18 protein-coding genes are annotated in these 19912 nt (G+C 63.6%); 16 read left to right on the plus strand and 2 right to left on the minus strand.

What is annotated here, in order from left to right; all coding sequences use genetic code 11:
* Window positions 1–60 precede the first annotated feature (60 nt).
* From glpD to ACMGT0_RS26000, 10 genes are all read left to right on the plus strand, one after another.
* Window positions 61–1599 carry a glycerol-3-phosphate dehydrogenase gene (gene glpD / locus ACMGT0_RS25955; protein WP_416770385.1) on the plus strand — a complete coding sequence of 513 codons (1539 nt, stop codon included), beginning with the start codon at window positions 61–63 and terminating at the stop codon, window positions 1597–1599.
* Between the two features lie 420 nt (window positions 1600–2019).
* Complete coding sequence (locus tag ACMGT0_RS25960; RefSeq protein WP_054057470.1) at window positions 2020–2934, plus strand: glutamate/aspartate ABC transporter substrate-binding protein; 915 nt, start codon at window positions 2020–2022, stop codon at window positions 2932–2934.
* A 202-nt stretch (window positions 2935–3136) separates the two neighbouring features.
* Entirely contained in the window at window positions 3137–3883 is a 747-nt protein-coding gene (locus ACMGT0_RS25965; RefSeq protein ID WP_054057469.1) for an amino acid ABC transporter permease, read from the plus strand.
* A complete protein-coding gene (locus tag ACMGT0_RS25970; protein ID WP_054057468.1) occupies window positions 3883–4554 on the plus strand; it encodes an amino acid ABC transporter permease in 672 nt (223 codons plus the stop codon). The genes ACMGT0_RS25965 and ACMGT0_RS25970 overlap by 1 nt, the downstream gene beginning before the upstream one ends.
* Window positions 4551–5285 carry an amino acid ABC transporter ATP-binding protein gene (locus ACMGT0_RS25975; RefSeq protein ID WP_054057467.1) on the plus strand — a complete coding sequence of 245 codons (735 nt, stop codon included), beginning with the start codon at window positions 4551–4553 and terminating at the stop codon, window positions 5283–5285. The genes ACMGT0_RS25970 and ACMGT0_RS25975 overlap by 4 nt, the downstream gene beginning before the upstream one ends.
* A gap of 140 nt (window positions 5286–5425) precedes the next feature.
* On the plus strand, window positions 5426–7327 hold the full coding sequence (locus tag ACMGT0_RS25980; RefSeq protein WP_054057466.1) for a sensor histidine kinase: 1902 nt from the start codon (window positions 5426–5428) through the stop codon (window positions 7325–7327).
* 44 nt (window positions 7328–7371) lie between these two features.
* Complete coding sequence (locus ACMGT0_RS25985) at window positions 7372–8649, plus strand: sigma-54-dependent transcriptional regulator (protein WP_239687926.1); 1278 nt, start codon at window positions 7372–7374, stop codon at window positions 8647–8649.
* 151 nt (window positions 8650–8800) lie between these two features.
* Window positions 8801–9721 carry an arginase gene (locus tag ACMGT0_RS25990; RefSeq protein WP_054057464.1) on the plus strand — a complete coding sequence of 307 codons (921 nt, stop codon included), beginning with the start codon at window positions 8801–8803 and terminating at the stop codon, window positions 9719–9721.
* Window positions 9718–10092, plus strand: coding sequence for a transporter (locus ACMGT0_RS25995; protein ID WP_054061669.1), 375 nt, complete (start codon window positions 9718–9720; stop codon window positions 10090–10092). Before ACMGT0_RS25990 ends, ACMGT0_RS25995 begins: the two co-directional genes overlap by 4 nt.
* Window positions 10093–10111: 19 nt before the next feature.
* Window positions 10112–10513: a transporter gene (locus ACMGT0_RS26000; RefSeq protein ID WP_054057462.1), complete on the plus strand. Its 402-nt coding sequence runs from the start codon at window positions 10112–10114 to the stop codon at window positions 10511–10513.
* A gap of 28 nt (window positions 10514–10541) precedes the next feature.
* On the opposite strand, the gene ACMGT0_RS26005 is transcribed toward ACMGT0_RS26000, so the two are convergent.
* Together ACMGT0_RS26005 and ACMGT0_RS26010 are read right to left on the minus strand one after the other, a co-directional pair.
* The gene (locus tag ACMGT0_RS26005; RefSeq protein WP_054061670.1) at window positions 10542–11402 is read right to left on the minus strand and encodes a fatty acid desaturase family protein; all 861 of its coding nucleotides are present in this window, start codon (window positions 11400–11402) and stop codon (window positions 10542–10544) included.
* A gap of 115 nt (window positions 11403–11517) precedes the next feature.
* The gene (locus ACMGT0_RS26010) at window positions 11518–12291 is read right to left on the minus strand and encodes a MipA/OmpV family protein (RefSeq protein WP_054057460.1); all 774 of its coding nucleotides are present in this window, start codon (window positions 12289–12291) and stop codon (window positions 11518–11520) included.
* Window positions 12292–12518: 227 nt separating this feature from the next.
* On the opposite strand from ACMGT0_RS26010, the gene ACMGT0_RS26015 reads away from it, so the two are divergent.
* The 6 genes from ACMGT0_RS26015 to ACMGT0_RS26040 are packed head-to-tail and all read left to right on the plus strand — an operon-like array spanning window position 12519 to window position 19795.
* Window positions 12519–13238: an MtnX-like HAD-IB family phosphatase gene (locus ACMGT0_RS26015; RefSeq protein WP_054057459.1), complete on the plus strand. Its 720-nt coding sequence runs from the start codon at window positions 12519–12521 to the stop codon at window positions 13236–13238.
* A complete protein-coding gene (locus tag ACMGT0_RS26020) occupies window positions 13231–14625 on the plus strand; it encodes an aspartate aminotransferase family protein (RefSeq protein ID WP_054057458.1) in 1395 nt (464 codons plus the stop codon). Before ACMGT0_RS26015 ends, ACMGT0_RS26020 begins: the two co-directional genes overlap by 8 nt.
* Window positions 14622–15476 carry an alpha/beta hydrolase gene (locus tag ACMGT0_RS26025; RefSeq protein ID WP_054061673.1) on the plus strand — a complete coding sequence of 285 codons (855 nt, stop codon included), beginning with the start codon at window positions 14622–14624 and terminating at the stop codon, window positions 15474–15476. Before ACMGT0_RS26020 ends, ACMGT0_RS26025 begins: the two co-directional genes overlap by 4 nt.
* 11 nt (window positions 15477–15487) lie before the next feature.
* Window positions 15488–16612 (plus strand): GNAT family N-acetyltransferase, encoded by a 1125-nt coding sequence (locus ACMGT0_RS26030; protein ID WP_054061674.1) that lies wholly within the window; start codon window positions 15488–15490, stop codon window positions 16610–16612.
* Window positions 16612–18405 (plus strand): sensor histidine kinase, encoded by a 1794-nt coding sequence (locus ACMGT0_RS26035; protein ID WP_054057455.1) that lies wholly within the window; start codon window positions 16612–16614, stop codon window positions 18403–18405. The genes ACMGT0_RS26030 and ACMGT0_RS26035 overlap by 1 nt, the downstream gene beginning before the upstream one ends.
* A complete protein-coding gene (locus tag ACMGT0_RS26040; RefSeq protein WP_054057454.1) occupies window positions 18395–19795 on the plus strand; it encodes a sigma-54-dependent transcriptional regulator in 1401 nt (466 codons plus the stop codon). Before ACMGT0_RS26035 ends, ACMGT0_RS26040 begins: the two co-directional genes overlap by 11 nt.
* Window positions 19796–19912: the final 117 nt, after the last annotated feature.

Here is a 19912-nt window from a genome sequence, read left to right on the forward strand (position 1 = left end):
TTCGAAAATGAACATAAATGTTCGAATTCAAATATAGCAACCGCCATGCGAGGCTCGCCGATGACTTCCACCACCTTGCCTGCACCACCCCTTGCCGAGATCTATGACATCGCCGTGATTGGCGGTGGCATCAATGGTGTCGGGATTGCCGCGGACGCAGCCGGTCGCGGTCTTTCGGTGTTCCTTTGCGAAAAGGACGACCTGGCCAGCCACACCTCGTCGGCCAGCAGCAAGCTGATCCATGGCGGCCTGCGCTACCTGGAACACTATGAGTTCCGCCTGGTGCGCGAAGCCCTGGCCGAACGGGAAGTCCTGCTGGCCAAGGCCCCGCACATCGTCAAGCCGATGCGTTTCGTCCTGCCGCATCGCCCGCACCTGCGTCCGGCCTGGATGATTCGCGCCGGCCTGTTCCTCTATGACCACCTGGGCAAACGCGAAAAGCTTGCCGGTTCGCGCAGCCTCAAGTTCGGCGCCGACAACCCGCTCAAGGCGGAAATCGGCAGGGGCTTCGAATACTCCGACTGCTGGGTCGACGACGCTCGCCTGGTGGTGCTCAACGCCATGGCTGCCCGGGAGAAGGGTGCGCATATCCACACCCGCACCCGTTGCACCAGCGCCCGCCGTGCCAAGGGCCTGTGGCACCTGGAGATGGAGCGCGCCGATGGCGCACGCTTCTCGATCCAGGCCAAGGCCCTGGTGAACGCGGCCGGCCCCTGGGTCGCCAAGTTCATCAAGGATGACCTGAAGCTCGACTCGCCCTACGGCATCCGCCTGATCCAGGGCAGCCACCTGATCGTGCCTCGGCTGTATGAAGGCGAACACGCGCATATCCTGCAGAACGAGGACCAGCGCATCGTGTTCACCATCCCCTACCTGGACCGTTTCACGCTGATCGGCACCACCGACCGCGAATACCAGGGCGACCCGGCCAAGGTGGCGATCACCGAGGCGGAAACCGACTACCTGTTGAAGGTGGTCAATGCGCACTTCAAGAAACAACTGGCCCGTGGCGATATCCTGCACAGCTATTCCGGCGTGCGCCCGCTGTGCAACGACGAATCCGACAACCCGTCGGCAGTGACCCGCGACTACACCCTGGCGCTGTCGGGCAATACCGAGGAAGCCCCACTGCTGTCGGTGTTCGGTGGCAAGCTGACCACCTACCGCAAGCTGGCCGAGTCGGCGATGAGCCAGTTGGCCCCGTTCTTCACCCAGATGCGGCCGAGTTGGACCGCTGCCTCGACCCTGCCCGGTGGCGAAGACATAACCACGCCACAGGCCCTGGCCGAGGCGATCCGCAAACGCTTCGACTGGGTGCCGAGCGAAATCGCCCGGCGCTGGGCCAGCACCTACGGCAGCCGTGCCTGGCGCCTGCTGGAAGGCGTACAGACGCTCGGCGACCTCGGCGAACACCTTGGCGCTGGCCTCTACAGCCGTGAAGTCGATTACCTGTGCAGTGAAGAATGGGCGACCGCCGCCCAGGACATTCTCTGGCGGCGCAGCAAGCTGGGGCTGTTCACCAGCCCTGAGCAGCAGCAGAAACTGCAGGACTACCTGGACAAGGTCGAGCAGGCGCGCAGCAAGATCGAGGCGGCCTGACTTTCCTGCCTGGGCTGCTTCAGGATTCCGGGCAGGGCGGCCGGCCTATTCGCGGGCAACCGAGCGTCGGCCGGCCGCTCCTGCGGTTCATGGGGCTCCAGAAACCGGGGTCGGGATCGGTAGGAGCGGCGCACCGCCGCGAATAGCGCCCCCGCTCCCCCCTCTACCATTCGGTTTTCCGAACGCCCGTTCGGCCAGCATTCGGCGAACCGGACGCCAGTCCCTTCCCCCTTCGCTCGAAAACCACAAAAAACCCTTACAAATCAATAGATAAGCCCACATCGCCGGGTGTGGCACGAGTCGTGCTCTATACTTCCATTACCGAATGCTCACTCAGCCCCTTGGGCCCTGCGGGCCGTTCGCAGTACCCGAGCCGACTGAAAGGCTCCATAAGAAAAACAATCTCGAGGAAAGTAACCGATGCGCATCGTTCCCCACATCCTGGGCGCCGCAATCGCTGCCGCTCTGATCAGCACTCCAGTTTCCGCTGCCGAACTGACCGGCACCCTGAAGAAGATCAAAGAGTCCGGGACCATCACCCTAGGCCATCGCGACAGTTCCATTCCGTTTTCCTACATCGCTGATGCTTCCGGCAAGCCGGTCGGCTACTCCCACGATATCCAGCTGGCCATCGTCGAAGGTATCAAGAAAGACCTGAACCTGCCTGACCTGAAGGTCAAGTACAACCTGGTCACCTCCCAGACCCGTATCCCGCTGGTGCAGAACGGCACCGTCGACGTCGAGTGCGGCTCCACCACCAACAACGCCGAACGCGCCCAGCAGGTCGATTTCTCGGTCGGTATCTTCGAGATCGGTACCCGCCTGCTGTCGAAGAAGGACTCCACCTACAAGGACTTCGCCGACCTCAAGGGCAAGAACGTGGTGACCACCGCCGGTACCACTTCCGAGCGCATCCTCAAGGCGATGAACGCCGACAAGCAGATGGGCATGAACGTCATCTCCGCCAAGGACCACGGCGAGTCCTTCCAGATGCTCGAAGGCGGCCGTGCCGTGGCCTTCATGATGGACGACGCACTGCTGGCCGGCGAAATGGCCAAGGCCAAGAAGCCGACCGACTGGGAAGTGACCGGTACTCCACAGTCCTACGAAATCTATGGCTGCATGGTCCGCAAGGACGACCCGGCGTTCAAGAAAGCCGTGGATGACGCCATCGTGGGCCTCTACAAGTCCGGCGAGATCAACAAGATCTACGACAAGTGGTTCACCCAGCCGATTCCGCCAAAAGGCCTGAACCTGCAGTTCCCGATGAGCAAGGAGCTCAAGGCCCTGATCGAGAATCCGAACGACAAGCCAGCGCCGGATGCAAAGATCTGAGTCACGGCTAACCTGACTTCCCGGGGCCGCCAGCACGGCCCGGGAAGTCTGTTGAACACCTGCTGTACTGGCTTCTTCTGAATCGAACTGGAACAACACTCGGACCGCGAGCGGTACCGGTGTGCCCGACAGACACTGGCGGGCGGGGCGGAGTCCCGGGAAGCACGTGCTCGTACATCGATCGACCTGAGGGGAGACCCGAATGAATTACAACTGGGATTGGGGCGTGTTCTTCAAGACCACCGGCGTGGGCAGCGAGACCTATCTCGACTGGTTCATCTCCGGGCTGGGCTGGACCATCGCGATCGCCATCGTGGGCTGGATCATTGCATTGGTCCTGGGTTCCATACTCGGCGTGATGCGCACCGTACCCAACCGTCTGGTAGCCGGTATCGCGACCTGCTACGTGGAATTGTTCCGCAACGTGCCACTGCTGGTGCAACTGTTCATCTGGTACTTCCTGGTACCCGACCTGCTGCCGCCGAACCTGCAGGAATGGTTCAAGCAGGACCTGAACCCGACCACCTCGGCCTACATCAGCGTGGTGATCTGCCTCGGCCTGTTCACCGCCGCACGGGTCTGCGAACAGGTGCGCACCGGTATCCAGGCGCTGCCCCGCGGCCAGGAATCGGCAGCCCGCGCCATGGGCTTCAAGCTGCCGCAGATCTACTGGCACGTGCTGCTGCCCCAGGCCTACCGGATCATCATTCCGCCGCTGACCTCGGAATTCCTCAACATCTTCAAGAACTCGTCCGTCGCCTCGCTGATCGGCCTGATGGAACTGCTCGCGCAGACCAAGCAGACCGCCGAGTTCTCCGCCAACCTGTTCGAAGCCTTCACCCTGGCGACGCTGATCTACTTCACCCTGAACATGAGCCTGATGCTGCTCATGCGCCTGGTCGAGAAGAAAGTCTCGGTGCCCGGCCTGATCTCCGTGGGGGGTAAATAATGGAATTCGATTTCAGCGACATCGTCCCGGCCATCCCCGGCCTGTGGAACGGCATGCTGATGACTCTGCAACTGATGGCCCTGGGCGTCGTCGGCGGGATCATCATCGGCACCCTGCTGGCACTCATGCGCCTGTCCCACAACAAGCTGCTGTCGGCGATCGCCGGTGCCTACGTCAACTATTTCCGCTCGATCCCGCTGCTGCTGGTGATCACCTGGTTCTACCTGGCGGTACCGTTCGTGCTGCGCTGGATCACCGGCGAAGACACGCCGATCGGTGCATTCACCTCCTGTATCGTCGCCTTCATGATGTTCGAGGCGGCGTACTTCTGTGAAATCGTCCGGGCCGGCGTACAGTCGATTCCCAAGGGCCAGATGGGCGCCGCCCAGGCACTGGGCATGGGCTATGGCCAGACCATGCGCCTGATCATCCTGCCCCAGGCCTTCCGCAAGATGACCCCGCTGCTGCTGCAGCAAAGTATCATCCTGTTCCAGGACACCTCGCTGGTCTACACCGTGGGCCTGGTGGACTTCCTCAACTCGGCACGCTCGAGCGGCGATATCGTCGGCCGTTCCAACGAGTTCCTGATTTTCGCCGGCCTGGTCTACTTCACAATCAGCTTCGCCGCCTCGCTGCTGGTCAAGCGTCTGCAAAAAAGGTTTGCCGTATGATCTCTATCAAGAACGTCAACAAGTGGTATGGCGACTTCCAAGTGCTGACCGATTGCAGCACCGAAGTCAAAAAGGGTGAAGTGGTGGTGGTCTGCGGCCCGTCGGGCTCGGGCAAGTCGACCCTGATCAAGTGCGTCAACGCCCTGGAACCGTTCCAGAAAGGCGACATCGTGGTCGACGGCACCTCCATCGCCGACCCGAAGACCGATCTGCCGAAACTGCGCTCGCGAGTGGGCATGGTGTTCCAGCACTTCGAGCTGTTCCCGCACTTGACCATCACCGAGAACCTGACCATCGCGCAGATCAAGGTGCTGGGCCGCAGCAAGGAAGAAGCCACCAAAAAAGGCCTGCAACTGCTCGATCGCGTCGGCCTGTCGGCCCATGCGCACAAGCATCCCGGCCAGCTCTCCGGCGGCCAGCAGCAGCGCGTGGCGATCGCCCGGGCGCTGGCGATGGACCCGATCGTCATGCTGTTCGACGAACCGACCTCGGCCCTCGACCCGGAAATGGTCAACGAAGTGCTCGACGTGATGGTCCAGCTGGCCCAGGAAGGCATGACCATGATGTGCGTGACCCACGAGATGGGCTTCGCCCGCAAGGTCGCCAGCCGTGTGATCTTCATGGACCAGGGCAAGATCATCGAAGACTGCAACAAGGAAGAGTTCTTCGGCGACATCAGCGCCCGCTCCGACCGTGCGCAGCACTTCCTCGAGAAAATCCTGCAGCACTGACAGGGCCGGACCGCAGTATCCGCGGACTGCGCAGTCTTGTGGGAGCGGGCTTGCCCGCGAAGCCTTCAGCGCACTCGCTGCCCTCGCGGGCAGCAGCGCCGCTCCCGCCAAGACGATCTGGTTGACCCAAGGCATCTGTGATGAAATGCGACCCCAATCTCTATCGTGCGACGCCGCCATCACTCGCCGTGAAACCCCGCCTGATCCGTCACCTGTTCCTGCCGCCGCTGATCATCCTGCTGATGATCGGCCTCGGCTATGCCGGCTATCGCATCAGCGAGCACTACGGCATCCGCACCCTCAGCGAAAATGGCCAGCGCGCACTGGAACTGCATGCGCGCACCGTCGAAAGCGAACTGAGCAAGTACACCTACCTGCCCAGCCTGCTGGAACTTGAGTCCAGCGTCTCGGACCTGCTGCGCGAGCCCGACGCCGACCATCGCCAGACCGTCAACGAATACCTCGAAGGCCTCAACCGCCGCAGCCGCAGCCGGGCGATCTATGTGCTGGACACCTCCGGCCGGGTGCTGGCCACCAGCAACTGGCGCGACAGCGACAGTTACCTCGGCGAAGACCTGTCGTTCCGCGCCTATTTCCAGGACGCCGTACGCGGCCAGCCGGGACGCTTCTACGGCATCGGCAGCACCCTCGGCGAACCCGGCTACTACCTGGCCCACGGCCTTGAGGAACAAGGCAAGATCATCGGCGTGGCCGTGATCAAGGTGCGCCTCGAAGCCCTTGAGGAACGCTGGCAGCGTGCCCGGCTGGAAGCCTTCGTCAGCGACGAGAACGGCATCATCATTCTCTCCAGCGACCCGAGCCGACGCCTCAAGTCGGTCCGCCCGCTCAGCTCGGAGACCAAGGATCGCCTGGCGCGCAGCCTGCAATACTACTGGTGGCCGCTCAACGAGCTGCAGCCGCTGGCCCGCGAACGCCTCGGCGATGGCGTCGAGACCCTGACCTTCCCCGCCAACCCCGACCTGGTCAAGGACGGCGACAATGTCAGTTACCTGGCCCAGACCCGCCAGTTGGCCGACACCCCCTGGAACTTCACCCTGCTCACGCCCTTGCAGGACCTGCGGCGGGAAGCGGCCAACCAGGGCATCCTGGTCGCGGTGGCCTTTGCCCTGGTGGCGTTCCTGCTGATCGCCTGGAACGAGCGGCGCAAGGTGCTCGCCACCCGCCTGGCCGCACGGGAAGCCCTGCAGGAGGCCAACAACCAGCTGGAACGACGCATCACCGAACGCACCGCCGACCTGCGCGCCAGCAACGACCGGCTCAAGGACCAGATCCGCGAGCGGCGCCAGGCCGAGGAAACCCTGCGCCGGGCCCAGGATGAACTGGTGCAGGCCGGCAAGCTGGCCGCCATCGGCCAGATGTCCACCAGCATCGCCCACGAGCTGAACCAGCCCCTGGCGGCCTTGCGTACCCTGTCCGGCAACACCATTCGGTTTCTCGAACGCGGCGAGCTGGAGGTGGCCAGCACCAACCTGCGCACCATCAACGACCTGATCGACCGCATGGGCCGCATCACCGCCAGCCTGCGCGCCTTTGCCCGCCGGGGCGATGACAAGGGCGAGGCCAACCTGGGCAAATCCATCGATGCCGCCCTGCAGTTGTTGAGCGGCCGCATCGAGGCCATGCACCTGGAAATCCACCGCGACCATGACGACGTCCAGCTGGCGATCGATCCGACCCGCCTGGAGCAGATCCTGGTCAACCTGTTCGGCAACGCCCTCGACGCCATGCAGGCGCAGCCGTTGCCGGAACTGTGGCTGGAGGGCGACTTCGCCGAAGGCAAGTACCGCCTGCAAGTGCGCGATAACGGCCACGGCATTGGCCTGGAAGCGCGCAAGCACCTGTTCGAACCCTTTTTCACCACCAAGCCCGGCGCACAAGGCCTCGGCCTGGGCCTGACGCTCTCGGCGAGCCTGGCGGCGGCGGCCGGCGGCAACCTGGGCGTGGAGCACCCGGCCAGCGGCGGCACCGCCTTCGTCCTCCATCTACCGCGGGTCATCCCTGCCAAGGCCGAGCCGATATGAACAACGACCTGACCGTCCTGATCGTCGAAGACGATCCCCATGTACTGCTCGGCTGCCAGCAGGCGCTGTCCCTCGAAGACATTCCCTGCGAAGGTGTCTCCAGCGCCGAAGCGGCCCTGGAACGGGTCGGCGACAACTTTCCCGGTATCGTCATCAGCGATATCCGCTTGCCGGGCATCGACGGCCTGGAACTGCTGACCCGCCTCAAGGCCCGCGACCGCAGCCTGCCGGTGGTGCTGATCACCGGCCACGGCGATATCTCCATGGCGGTCGGGGCGATGCGCAACGGTGCCTACGACTTCATGGAAAAACCCTTCTCGCCCGAACGCCTGGTCGAGGTCGCCCGCCGCGCCCTGGAACAACGTGGCCTGTCGCGGGAAGTCTGGTCGCTGCGCCGGCAACTGGCCGAGCGCGACAGCCTGGAAGGGCGGATCATCGGTCGCTCGCCGGCGATGCAGAACCTGCGGGAGCTGATCGCCAACGTCGCCGACACATCGGCCAACGTGCTGATCGAAGGTGAAACCGGTACCGGCAAGGAACTGGTCGCCCGCTGCCTGCATGACTTCAGCCGGCGCCAGTCGCAACAGTTCGTCGCCCTCAACTGCGGTGGCCTGCCGGAAAACCTCTTCGAGAGCGAGATCTTCGGTCACGAGGCCAACGCCTTCACCGGCGCCGGCAAGCGGCGGATCGGCAAGATCGAGCACGCCCACGGCGGCACGCTGTTTCTCGATGAAGTGGAAAGCATGCCGATCCCGCTGCAGATCAAGCTGCTGCGGGTCCTGCAGGAACGCACCCTGGAGCGCCTGGGCTCGAACCAGAGCGTCGCGGTGGACTGCCGGGTGATCGCCGCGACCAAATCCGACCTCGACGAACTGGGCAAGGCCGGCGAGTTCCGCAGCGACCTCTACTACCGCCTGAACGTGGTGACCCTGGAACTGCCGCCACTGCGCGAACGGCGCGAGGACATCCTGCAACTGTTCGAACACTTCCTGCAGCAGTCGTCGCTGCGTTTCGATCGTACCGCGCCGGAGCTGGACAACCAGACCCTGTCGAGCCTGATGAGCCACGACTGGCCGGGCAACGTACGCGAACTGCGCAACGTCGCCGAGCGCTTCGCCCTCGGCCTGCCGGCCTTCAAGAAGCCCGGCGCACAGAGCGCTGGCGGCCTGGGTTTCGCCGAAGCGGTGGAAGCCTTCGAGCGCAACCTGCTCAACGAAGCCCTGCAACGCAGTGGCGGCAACCTGACCCAGGCCAGCCAGGAACTGGGCATGGCCAAGACCACCCTGTTCGACAAGGTGAAGAAGTACGGTTTGAGTCACTGACAGCCGCCTGCTGATCAAGGCGGCGCTCCCATGACGGCGGCACAGCTGTCTGGCCCGCCCTTTGCATTTCCCCGCCAAAGCCCGAAACACCTGCCCTCCAGCCTGGGCAGGGCATCCGATGCACGGGCGCTGCCACGGGAAAAACGACGTTTTGAACATCTTAGATCTCGACCACAGCCTCACGGTCCAGGCGCCGATCCGCAACCTGCTCGACAGTGGTCGCGCGCGGCGCCTGGACCTGCTCGACCTCGGCCCGAAACTGCGTCTGTGGACCACCGAACGCCAGTACCGGCGCTTCACCGAACGCCTGCGCCAGCTCGTCGCGCCAGCGGCAGGCAAGCCACAGATCATCTTCGTCGGCTCCGGCGACTACCATCACCTGACCCCGGCCTTCCTCGACAACCTGCCGGAACCGGTCAGCCTGATCCACTTCGACAACCACCCCGACTGGGTCCACCTGGCCCCGCGCCGGCACTGCGGCTCGTGGGTCAACCGCGCACTCAAGCTGCCGAACATCCAGCGCATCGTCACCCTCGGCCCCTGCAGCGAGGACCTCGATACCCCGCAACTGCGCGGTGGCAACCTCGGCGCCCTGCGCCGCGGCGTCCTGCAGCTGTTCCCCTGGCAGCACGCGCCGTCCAAGGTCTGGGGGCGGATCGGCGACGGTGCCGGCCACCAGCAGCAGGAGAACCAGTTGCACTGGCGCAACCTGGCCGACGAGCACTGGCCGGACTTCCTCGAACAACTGATCCAGAGCCTGCCCACCGAAGCGATCTGGATCACCATCGACAAGGACGTGCTGGCCAGCGAGGATGCCGCCACCAACTGGGACCAGGGCGGCATGCGCCTGACCCACCTGCTCGACGCCCTCCGCGCCCTGGCGGCGCGCAAACGCGTGCTGGGCATCGATATCTGCGGCGAGTTCGCCCAGCCGGCCTTCAGCAACGCCTTCAAGCGCTGGGAAGCCAGGTCCGACCAGCCGCCGGCCGAACGCTGGAGCGCGGCCGACCTGCAACGCAACGCGACCACCAACCAGGCATTGATCTCGCTGTTCGAGGAGCTGTTTCCGTGACCCTGACCGTTGTTCTACTGGTGGCCTTCTCCATTGTCCTCGACGTGGTCGGCCAACTCTGCTTCAAGATCGGCCTGGACCGCCTGCCGGAGCTGGAAGGCGGCTTTCGCCTGAACGCCTTCTGGGGCCAGGTATTCAACGCACCGCTGCTGTGGTGCGGGATCGGTGCCTATGCCGTGGAATTCCTGGTCTGGCTCGAGGCCCTGTCCCGGGCGCCATTGAGCCTGCTGTTCCCAGCCGCCGCGCTGGGCTACTGCGGGGTGGTGCTGGCCGGCAAGGTGGTGCTGGGGGAAACCGTCAGCCGCCGTCGCTGGATGGGCACCCTGGTGATCACCCTGGGCGTCATGCTGGTTGCCATCGCTGGCAGTTGAGAGTTGAAGGAACCTGATTATGAGTAATGTCAAACACATCGACTGGCTTCACGGCCGCCTGGGCACCATCGTCCTCTGGGCCCTGCTGATCCTCTTCGAAAGTGCTGGCCAGATCGCCACCAAGGTCGGCGGCGACCAGTTGGGCCAGGTGGATTTCAACCTGCAGTGGCTCACTGCGGTGCTGGTCAACCCGGGCGTCTGGGTAGCGATCGCCTGCTACATCGGCGCGTTCTTCGTGTGGATGCTGATCCTGCGGCGCAGCAGCCTGTCCCTGGCCTTCCCCTTGAGCTCGCTGGTGTTCATCGCCGTGCTGCTCGGCTCGTGGCTGGGGCTGGGCGAACAGATCAGCCCACTGCACTGGATCGGCGTGCTGGTGATCATCGGCGGGATCGCCCTGCTTGCCGAGGGCGAGGAGAACTGAGACAACTCCAGGCCCGCGGCTCCACCCTTCAGCGGTGCCTGAGCAGAAAGCCCAGGCCATGGGCCAGTGGAATCACCTTCACCCCCGCCTCGCGCTGCTGCTGCCTGATCTGCGCATGAAACGCCTTGACCTTGGTCCAGTGCATCTTCGGCCGGTAGTGGTGCTCGGCGTGATAACCGTTGTTCATCCAGATCAGGTTGTAGAGCCGGCTGTAGGAACTCACGCCCCAGGCGATCGGCAGGTCCGGGTTGCCACCCAGATGCTCGTAGTAGCCGTTGAGCGAGGACAGCGACTGCCCCAGGTACCAGAACGGCAGCAGCACCAGCACCGCGTGCCAGTCATAGGCCGCCAGTGCCAGGTAGAACGCCACCGTCGCACAGATCTCGACCTTGACCCAGCGCGCATCCGCCGGATGCTTGCGCTGCATTTCCTCGTAGTAGGCCTTCGGATCATCGCGGAAGAAACTCAGGAAGGTGTAGGCCCAGACGTTGTCCGGCTGGCCGTCCTTGCCATGCAGGTAGATCGACAGCGGGTCGATGGTGGTCCCGTCCTCCCGCGGCAGGTCGGAGTTGCCGCGATGGTGGCGGTTGTGGATATCGCGATACATCGTCTGGGAAAAACCGATGGTCAGCGACAGCAGCAGGTCGAAGCCGCGGTTCATCCAGTGCGGGGTGAAATAGGGATTGTGGATCTGGTTGTGGGAGATGCTGTTGATGCTCCACGACAGGCTGACCGCATAGAGCAGTGCCGTCGGGATGATCAGCCACCAGGAGTGGTCGTGAAAACCCAGTACCAGCCAGAGTACGAAGGCGAAATGGGCCAGCGCCATGACAATGGGCACCAGGTCCCAGAGCGAATAGGCCAACAGGCGATAAGCAGGACGAGCCATCTGAAAGTTTCCCGGACAGTGATTACCGGGAGGTCCATTGCAAACGGCAGACCAGTTTTGCCCGCCCGGGCAAAACCCGCCGGGGACCCTCAGCCAGCCGATCGCCCCCTTCCTGTCAGAACTTGTAGCTGATCGCGGTCTGCACCTGGCCCTGGTTGCTGTTGCCACGTTCCCTGACGATGCTGCTGTCAGCCGCGTTGCCCACCAGGCGAATCCAGCTCGCGCTGGTCATCAGCGACCAGTTGCCCCCCAGCGGAACCGCGAAGTTCTGGGTCAGGGTGAAGTTCTGCAGCCCGCCACCCGGCTTGTACTGCTCGATCCCCGAAGCCTGGGCCTCTTCGGCGGTCACGCCGAAAAAGGTCCGGGTCTGCCGGGCATCGGCGAAATGGGCGCTCAGGTTGCTGCTGCCGATGATGCCCAGGCCCAGCGGATAGCCGAGTTCGCCGCCGACCTTGCCGAGCAGGCCACCCTGGGCATTGCCTCCACCGACCGCACTGCCGACCTGCACGAATACCCGCCAGAAGTCGGCCGGCGCGTACTGCACGTAACCGCCGACCTGGGCCATGTCCGGGACATTGCGCAAGCCGCGCAGGTCGCCGTCGGCGTTGCGCCCCGGCAGGTAGTTGATGAACGGCCCGGCCGTGAAGCCGCTGCCCTTGAAGGCATCCCAGGTCAGGCCATCGTCGCCACTGAGGCTGACGTCTCCCCAATCCAGGTCCAGATAGGGCAACGGCACAGTGTCGTAACTGCTGCCCGAAGGGTCATGGGGCTGATAGCCGATACCGAGACCGATCTGCCCGCCGAGCCCTTCCTCGGCCAGCGCAGCAGCACTCCAGCCGCCCAGGGCCAGCAGACCGGCAAGCAGCAATGTGGGGGTAAACCTGGCCATGAGACGTTTCCTTGTTCTGAACATGCGCGCATCAATCACCAGAGCGCCTGCCTTAGGCAAGCACTGATCTTGTTTGTAGCAAGCTACAAAAATTGTAGCTCCTTGTAGCCAATTTCATACAAACATCCGGCAAACCCCGTGAATACAGGGCCTTCAGCGCTTTGGCACGCTCCGTGCTCTAGCCCTGACATGCGCAAGGTGCGCTCTTATTCAACAGGTAACTGCAGATGATGCACTGGCATATCGTGTGTGATTTCGACGGGACCATTTCCCGCACCGACGCGATCGACAACATCCTGGAACGTTTCGCCGACCCGAGCTGGGAAGCGATCGAGCAGGAATGGCTGGACGGTCACATCGGTTCGCGTGAATGCCTCAGCCGCCAACTGGCCCTGGTCAAGGCAACGCCGGCCGAATTGCTGGCCTACTTCGACACCATCGATATCGACCCGGACTTCCCCGACTTCGTCGACCACGTGATGAGCCTGGGCGCGACCATCGAAGTGGTCAGCGACGGCATCGAGCAAGGCATCGCGCGGATTCTGTCGCGCAACTACGTGACCCTGCTGCCGATCCTGGCCAACCGCCTGCGCCAGGTCGACCAGAACAGCTGGCGCATCGACTTCCCACATGCGAGCGACGCCTGCCGTGCGGCCTCCGGCAACTGCAAGTGCAAATCCACGCCCAAGGGCAAGCGTGTGCTGGTGATCGGTGACGGTCAATCGGACATGTGCGTGGCCGGCACCGCCGACTTCGTATTCGCCAAGGGCCGCCTGGCCGATCACTGCGAACGCAACGGCATCGCGCATGCGCGTTTCGAATCGTTCGGCGAACTTCCGGCATTGCTGGCCCTGCTGCCCAGCAGCGAAGCCGCCAACGCCACCACTTTCGCGCTCGACGGCGCCGAAAACCCTTCCCAAACTCAGGAACTCTTCCACCATGTCTGAGATTCGCATCGCTAGCGCCGAAGACCGCGTGCTTCTGGATAAAGAAGCCAAGTACTGCTCCTACGGCGATACCGTCCACTACATCGAGCCACCGCGCATTTTCAGCCGCTGTGAAGGTTCCTACGTGTGGGACACCGAAGACCAGGCCTACCTCGACCTGCAGATGTGGTATTCGGCCGTGAACTTCGGCTATGCCAACCCACGCCTGAACAACGCCCTGAAGCAGCAGATCGATACCCTGCCGCAGATCGCCAGCCAGTACCTGCACAAGGGCAAGATCGAGCTGTCGGAAATGATCGCGGTCGACGCCAAGAAGAAATTCGGCCTCGACGGTCGCGTACACTTCAACGTCGGCGGTTCGCAGTCGGTCGAAGACTCCCTGAAGGTCGTGCGTAACGCCAGCAACGGCAAGAGCCTGATGTTCGCCTTCGAGGGCGGCTACCACGGCCGTACCCTGGGCGCTTCGTCGATCACTTCGAGCTACCGCTACCGTCGCCGCTACGGCCACTTCGGCGAGCGCGCGCAGTTCATCCCGTTCCCGTATCACTTCCGCGGCCCGAAAGGCATGACCAAGGAAGAATACGGCAGCGAGTGCGTGAAACAGTTCGCCCGGCTGTTCGAAACCGAATACAACGGCGTGTGGGACCCCAAGGTCGGCGCCAGCGAATACGCCGCGTTCTACGCCGAGCCGATCCAGGGCACCGGTGGCTACGTGATCCCGCCGATGAACTTCTATCGCGAACTCAAGCAGGTCCTCGACCAGCACGGCATCCTTCTGGTGGTCGACGAAATCCAGATGGGCTTCTACCGGACCGGCAAGCTGTGGTCGATCGAGCACTTCGACGTGCAGCCGGACGTGATCGTCTTCGGCAAGGCGCTGACCAACGGCCTGAACCCGCTGGGCGGCATCTGGGCCCGTGAGGAACTGATCAACCCGACCGTGTTCCCGCCAGGATCGACCCACTCCACCTTCGCCTCCAACCCGCTGGGTACGGCGGTAGGCCTGGAAATGTTCAAGATGACCAGCGAAATCGACTACGGTGCGATGGTCATGGCCAAGGGCAAGTACTTCCTCGAAGGCCTACAGGACCTGCAGAAACGCTTCCCGATCATCGGCGACGTCGATGGCCTGGGCCTGGCCCTGCGCTGCGAAATCTGCGGCCCGGACGGTTTCACCCCGGACAAGGCGACCCTGGACTTCATGGTCGAGGAAGGCATGAAGGGCGACATGATCGTCGACGGCCGCAAGCTGGGCCTGGTGCTGGACGTGGGCGGTTACTACAAGAACGTGATCACCCTGGCGCCTTCGCTGGAAATCACCTACGAAGAAATCGATCTGGGCCTGAAACTGCTCGAGCAGTTGCTGAACCGGGCCATGAAGCGGTGAACAGCGCAGCGATCGATCTGGGCGAAGGCGATGCCGGCTTCGTCCTCGGCGACGGTCCGGTCGGGGTCCTGCTGATCCACGGCCTGACCGGCACCCCGACGGAACTGCGCAAGGTTGCCCAGGGCCTGGTCAAGGACGGTACGTGCACGGTGTACGTACCGACCCTGCCCGGTCATTGCGGCGGCAATGCCGACCTGCAGGCCACCGGCTGGCAGGACTGGTACGAGGGCGTGCGCAAGACCTTCGTCGGCATCAGGCAGCGCCACGAACAGGTGTTCGTCGGCGGCCTGTCCATGGGCGCGGTCATGTCCATGTACCTGGCCTCCGAGTTCCCCGGCCAGGTCACAGGGCTGTTGATGTATTCGACCACCCTGCGCTACGACGGCTGGAGCATCAACAAGCTGGCGTTCCTGACGCCGCTGCTGATGAAGATCCCGTTCGGCGTGCATATCTGTCGGTTCGAGGAGAAGCCGCCGTACGGCATCAAGAACGAGCGCCTGCGGGCGATCGTCGAGCGCCAGATGAAGGCCGGCCAGAGCAGCGATGCCGGGCTGCTGACCATGGAGGGCATCACGGTGCGCGAACTGCACCGGATGAACGCCGTGGTGATGCGCCGCATGCCGTCGATCCGGACCCCGGCGCTGGTGATTCACTCCGTCGAGGACGATATCACCAGCCCGTGGAACGCCAACTATGTCGAGAAGCACCTGGGTGGCCCGGTGACCAAGGTCATGCTCGACAACTGCTATCACATGATCACCGTCGACCTGCAGTACCGCGAGGTGATCGAGTTGAGTGCCGGTTTCATCGAGCGCCTGAGCGTACGCGAAGACTATCGGCAACGGGCCTAAGGACAGACCACGTGATTGACGCCCAAGCCTTCTCCAGCATCGAGGCCATTGAACGCGCAGCCTGGAACGACTGTTTCCCGGGTGCGCTGGAGAATTGGGAGTATTACCTGGCGGTGGAAAAGGCCGGCATCGACGACTTCGAATGGCGCTACCTGGCGCTGTTCGAAGACGGCTGCCTGCTGGCCGTCGCCCCCGCCTTCACCACCCGCTACAAGCTCGACACCACGGTGCAAGGCGTGGCCAAGCGCATCACTGGCTGGGTCAACCGGGCGCTACCGGGGCTTCTGGAACTGGGGCTCTACGCCATTGGCTCGCCGGTGGCGGAACAGTGCCATGCCGGCATCGCCAGCCAGGTGCCGGCGCAACGCCGCCAGGCCCTGCTGGAGCGCCTGCTGTTGCTCGCTCGGGAAGACGCCGCCCGCCTGAACATCAGCCTCACGGCGGTCAAGGACGCGCCCAGTGCCGACAACGACTGGAACAGCGCCTGCAAAATGGCCGGTTTCCAGCAGTTGCCGAGCCTGCCCGGCTCGACACTGCCGGTGGCCTTCGGCTCGATCGACGCCTACCTGGGCACCCTGGGCAAGTCCACCCGCAAGGACCTGCGGCGCAAGCTGCGCGCTCCCGGTCCGCGGATCGAGTGGCGACGCAACATCGACGATGTGCTGCCACAGGTCATGCGCCTGTACGAGTCGACCCTGTCTCGCAGCGAAACCCAGTTCGAACGCCTGCCGGCGGACTACTTCACCGGTGTGCTCGAACAACTGGAAGAACGCGCCGCCTGCGTCCTGTACTGGATCGACGAGCGGCTGGTGGCGTTCAACCTGATCCTGCTGGACAAGGAACGGCTGATCGATAAATTTTTCGGCCACGACCTGAACGAAACCCGTCAACACAACCTCTATTTCCGCAGTTGGCTGGCCAATGTCGAGCACTGTATCGAGCAGGGTATCGCCCTGTACGAATGCGGTCAGGCCGGCTATGCGAGCAAGATTCGCCTGGGCTGCACCTTCCAGGGCAACAACCTGTTCTTTCACCATCGAAACCGGCTGGTCAACAATGTCCTGAAACTGGTCAAATGGGTTGTCCGACCGGATCGATTCGACCCCGCCATGGCTGCAGCGATAAACGAAACCTGATGAACTCCAATCCAGAACGCCGCCGTAAACGCCGCCCCTTCTCGATCTCGCGCTGGAGCGTGCAACGCAAACTGTTGCTGGCGTTCTGGCTGGTCAGCGTCGTGCCGACCATGATCGCCGCCGAGCTGGCGGCGACCACCCTGTCGCAGATCTTCGACAGCAACGTGCGCATCTGGCTGCAGGAATCGACCAAGATCGTCAAGGACGAGATCAGCGAGATCCAGCGCGACAACGCGCGGGTCGCGCAGTTGTTCCTGCTCTACACCCGCCCACCGACCTCACGCCAGGCGGCCAAGCATGACAAGCTGACCGCCGATATCGCCGACGCGATGGGCATCGACGTCGTCGCACTAATCCGCACCCAGGATCACAAGGTGGTGTTCAGCACCGCTTCGCAAGACATCGTCGAACAGATCAACACCGCGCCCAATGCCGTGCTGCAGACCATCAAGGTCGCCGAGGTACCGACCGGGGTGGTGGTCTCGACGTTCCAGAGCACCCAGGAGGGGGTCGATTATCAGTTGCTGATCGCCACCTACCTGGACAGCAGCTTCCTCAACAGCGTGGCCGACGTGCACTCCCTCGACCTGCGTCTGTACCTGGCGAACGCCAAGGGTTTCGCCGAAATCTTCTCGACCCAGCGCTTCGAGGACCACCCGCTGCAAGTACCGGCGAAAATCGAGAAGAACCTGCGCGAGACCCGCCTGCCCAGCGAGCTGTTCACCAGCCGCTACAGCGGCCTGTACTGGCCGATCTTCAACGATACCGGCGACCTGCAGGGGGTGATCTTCAGTGGCCTGCTGCGCCACACCAGCCTGGTCGGGCTGGTCAACCAGAGCAACCTGTTCATCCTGATCTTCCTGGTCGGCTCGGCGCTGTCCCTGAGTGTCGGCTGGCTGGTCTCGCAACGCCTGACCCTGCCACTGCGTGGCCTGGCCGAGGGCGTCGGGGCGGTCATTTCCGGCAACTACAACAAGCGCATTCCGGTGATCGGCAGCGACGAGCTGGCCGAGCTCAGCCACACCTTCAACCACATGACCGAGCGCCTGGGCGAACTGCATCACCTGGAAGCCCAGTTGCGCCGCCGCGACCGCCTGCACGCCCTGGGCGAAGTCGCCATGGGCCTGGCCCACGAAATCCGCAACCCGCTGGGCATCATCAAGACCGCCACCCAACTGTTGCACCGCCGGGCCAGCCTGCCGGACAACGACAAGCGGCACCTGGAATACGTGATCAGCGAAGTGTCGCGGATCAATGACCTGATCACCGAGTTCCTCGACTTCGCCAAGCCCAGCGCACCGATCCGCGCCATTCAGCCGGCCCGGGCCCTGGCCGAGGAGATTCTCGGTTTCTGCGCCCCGGAACTGGCGACCCACAACATCGACGCGCGGATCGACGACCAGGCCCCCGGCGTCACCCTGTACGCCGATGCCGGCCAGTTGAAACAGGCCTGTCTGAACCTGATCCTCAACGCCATCGACGCCATGCCCAACGGCGGGCGCCTGACCCTGGGCATCGGCAAGGACCAGGACTACACCATCATCAGCGTCAGCGACACCGGCCAGGGCATCGAACCGGACATGATCGAGCGGATCTTCACCCCGTTCGTCACCACCAAGGCCTCGGGTACCGGCCTGGGCCTGGCCAAGGTCTTCTCGATCATGGAAAACCACGACGGGCGGATCGAATGCACCAGCGAGAAAGATGCAGGCGCGTGCTTCAAGCTGTACATTCCGGCCCATGGCGAAGACCTGGACGCCGGGGATGACGAGGAACACGACGATGACGCATAAGGTCCTGGTGGTCGATGACGAACCCAAGCTCTGCGACCTGCTCAGCTCGGCCCTGAGCCAGAACGATATCCAGGTGTTCACCGCCGGCAACGGCCTGCAGGCCCTGGTGGTGCTGGACCAGGAAGAGATCGACCTGGTCATCAGCGACTGGCGCATGCCCGGCATGGACGGCCCGCAACTGCTGGCCGAGATCAAGTCGCGCTTCCCGCAGTTGCCGGTGATCGTGATGACCGCCTACAGCACGGTGAAGAACGCCGTGCAGTCCATGCGCAACGGTGCCTTCGACTACATCGCCAAGCCGTTCGACATCGACGAGCTGGACATCACCGTCAGCAAGGCCCTGCAGTTCCGCGACATCCTGCGCGACAACGCGCGGATGCGCGCCGAACTCGACGAACACCGGCAGATCGACAGCCTGGTGGGCGACAGCCCGACGTTTCGCCGGGTACTGCAAGCCATCGATTCGGTACGCGAGAGCAGCGCCACCATCCTGCTGACCGGCGAAAGCGGCACCGGCAAGGAGATGGTCGCGCGGGCGATCCACCAGCACGGCAGCCGCGCCGACAAACCCTTCGTCGCGGTCAACTGCGCGGCGATTCCCGAGGGCCTGCTGGAAAGCGAAATGTTCGGCCACCGCAAGGGTGCCTTCACCGGTGCCGTCTCGGACCGGGTCGGGCGCTTCATGCAGGCGGACAAAGGCACGCTGTTCCTCGACGAGGTCGGCGACATGCCGCTGGCATTGCAGGCGAAGATCCTGCGCGCGCTGCAGGAGCGGGTGATCGAGCCGGTGGGCGATCCGCGCGAACGCAAGGTCGATGTGCGGGTGATTGCCGCGACCAACAAGAACCTGCTCGAAGCGGTGGCGAACAAGGAGTTTCGCGAAGACCTGTACTACCGCCTGAACGTCTTCCCGATTCCCCTGCCCGCCCTGCGCGAGCGGGTCGAGGATATCGCCCCGCTGGCCCGGCATTTCGCCCACGCCCTGGGCGCCAGTGCCGGCAAGCGCATCACCGGCTTCAGCCCGCAGGCCCTGCAGGCGATGGCCAACTACAGTTGGCCGGGCAACATACGCGAACTGCAGAACTGCGTGGAACGGGCGACCATCGTCGCCACCAGCCCGGTGATCGAGGAAAGCGACCTGCCGGCCTACCTGTTCACCCCGCAGCCATCGGAGCCGGGCAACCCGACCGTGGCGCTGCACGCCGGCCCGGCGATCCCCAAGGACCTCGACGCGGCCCTGGCGGAAGTGGAAAAGGGCTACATCCTGGCGGCACTGCACGAGGCCAACGGTGTCCAGGCCGCCGCCGCGCAGATGATCGGGATTTCCGAGCGCAGCTTCTGGTACCGCCTGAAGAAACTGGCGATCCAGGTGGAAAAAATCATTCGCTGAGCACCAGGGAGTTTTCAGAAGCGCCCCATCAACTGTAGGAGCGTGGCTGGCCCGCGAAGCTTTTAGCGACCTCAAGGGCCATAGAAACTTTGCGGGCAAGTCACGCTCCTACAGCGG

Source organism: Pseudomonas sp. RHF3.3-3, assembly GCF_048069595.1.
Taxonomy (GTDB): Bacteria; Pseudomonadota; Gammaproteobacteria; order Pseudomonadales; family Pseudomonadaceae; genus Aquipseudomonas; species Aquipseudomonas fuscovaginae_B.

Bases quoted from the DNA above. Each gene is read 5' to 3' on its own strand.
- glpD (WP_416770385.1), top strand. From the start codon at position 61: ATGACTTCCACCACCTTGCCTGCACCACCCCTTGCCGAGATCTATGAC.
- ACMGT0_RS25960 (WP_054057470.1), top strand. From the start codon at position 2,020: ATGCGCATCGTTCCCCACATCCTGGGCGCCGCAATCGCTGCCGCTCTG.
- ACMGT0_RS25965 (WP_054057469.1), top strand. From the start codon at position 3,137: ATGAATTACAACTGGGATTGGGGCGTGTTCTTCAAGACCACCGGCGTG.
- ACMGT0_RS25970 (WP_054057468.1), top strand. From the start codon at position 3,883: ATGGAATTCGATTTCAGCGACATCGTCCCGGCCATCCCCGGCCTGTGG.
- ACMGT0_RS25975 (WP_054057467.1), top strand. From the start codon at position 4,551: ATGATCTCTATCAAGAACGTCAACAAGTGGTATGGCGACTTCCAAGTG.
- ACMGT0_RS25980 (WP_054057466.1), top strand. From the start codon at position 5,426: ATGAAATGCGACCCCAATCTCTATCGTGCGACGCCGCCATCACTCGCC.
- ACMGT0_RS26000 (WP_054057462.1), top strand. From the start codon at position 10,112: ATGAGTAATGTCAAACACATCGACTGGCTTCACGGCCGCCTGGGCACC.
- ACMGT0_RS26005 (WP_054061670.1), bottom strand. From the start codon at position 11,402: ATGGCTCGTCCTGCTTATCGCCTGTTGGCCTATTCGCTCTGGGACCTG.
- ACMGT0_RS26010 (WP_054057460.1), bottom strand. From the start codon at position 12,291: ATGGCCAGGTTTACCCCCACATTGCTGCTTGCCGGTCTGCTGGCCCTG.
- ACMGT0_RS26015 (WP_054057459.1), top strand. From the start codon at position 12,519: ATGATGCACTGGCATATCGTGTGTGATTTCGACGGGACCATTTCCCGC.
- ACMGT0_RS26020 (WP_054057458.1), top strand. From the start codon at position 13,231: ATGTCTGAGATTCGCATCGCTAGCGCCGAAGACCGCGTGCTTCTGGAT.
- ACMGT0_RS26035 (WP_054057455.1), top strand. From the start codon at position 16,612: ATGAACTCCAATCCAGAACGCCGCCGTAAACGCCGCCCCTTCTCGATC.
- ACMGT0_RS26040 (WP_054057454.1), top strand. From the start codon at position 18,395: ATGACGCATAAGGTCCTGGTGGTCGATGACGAACCCAAGCTCTGCGAC.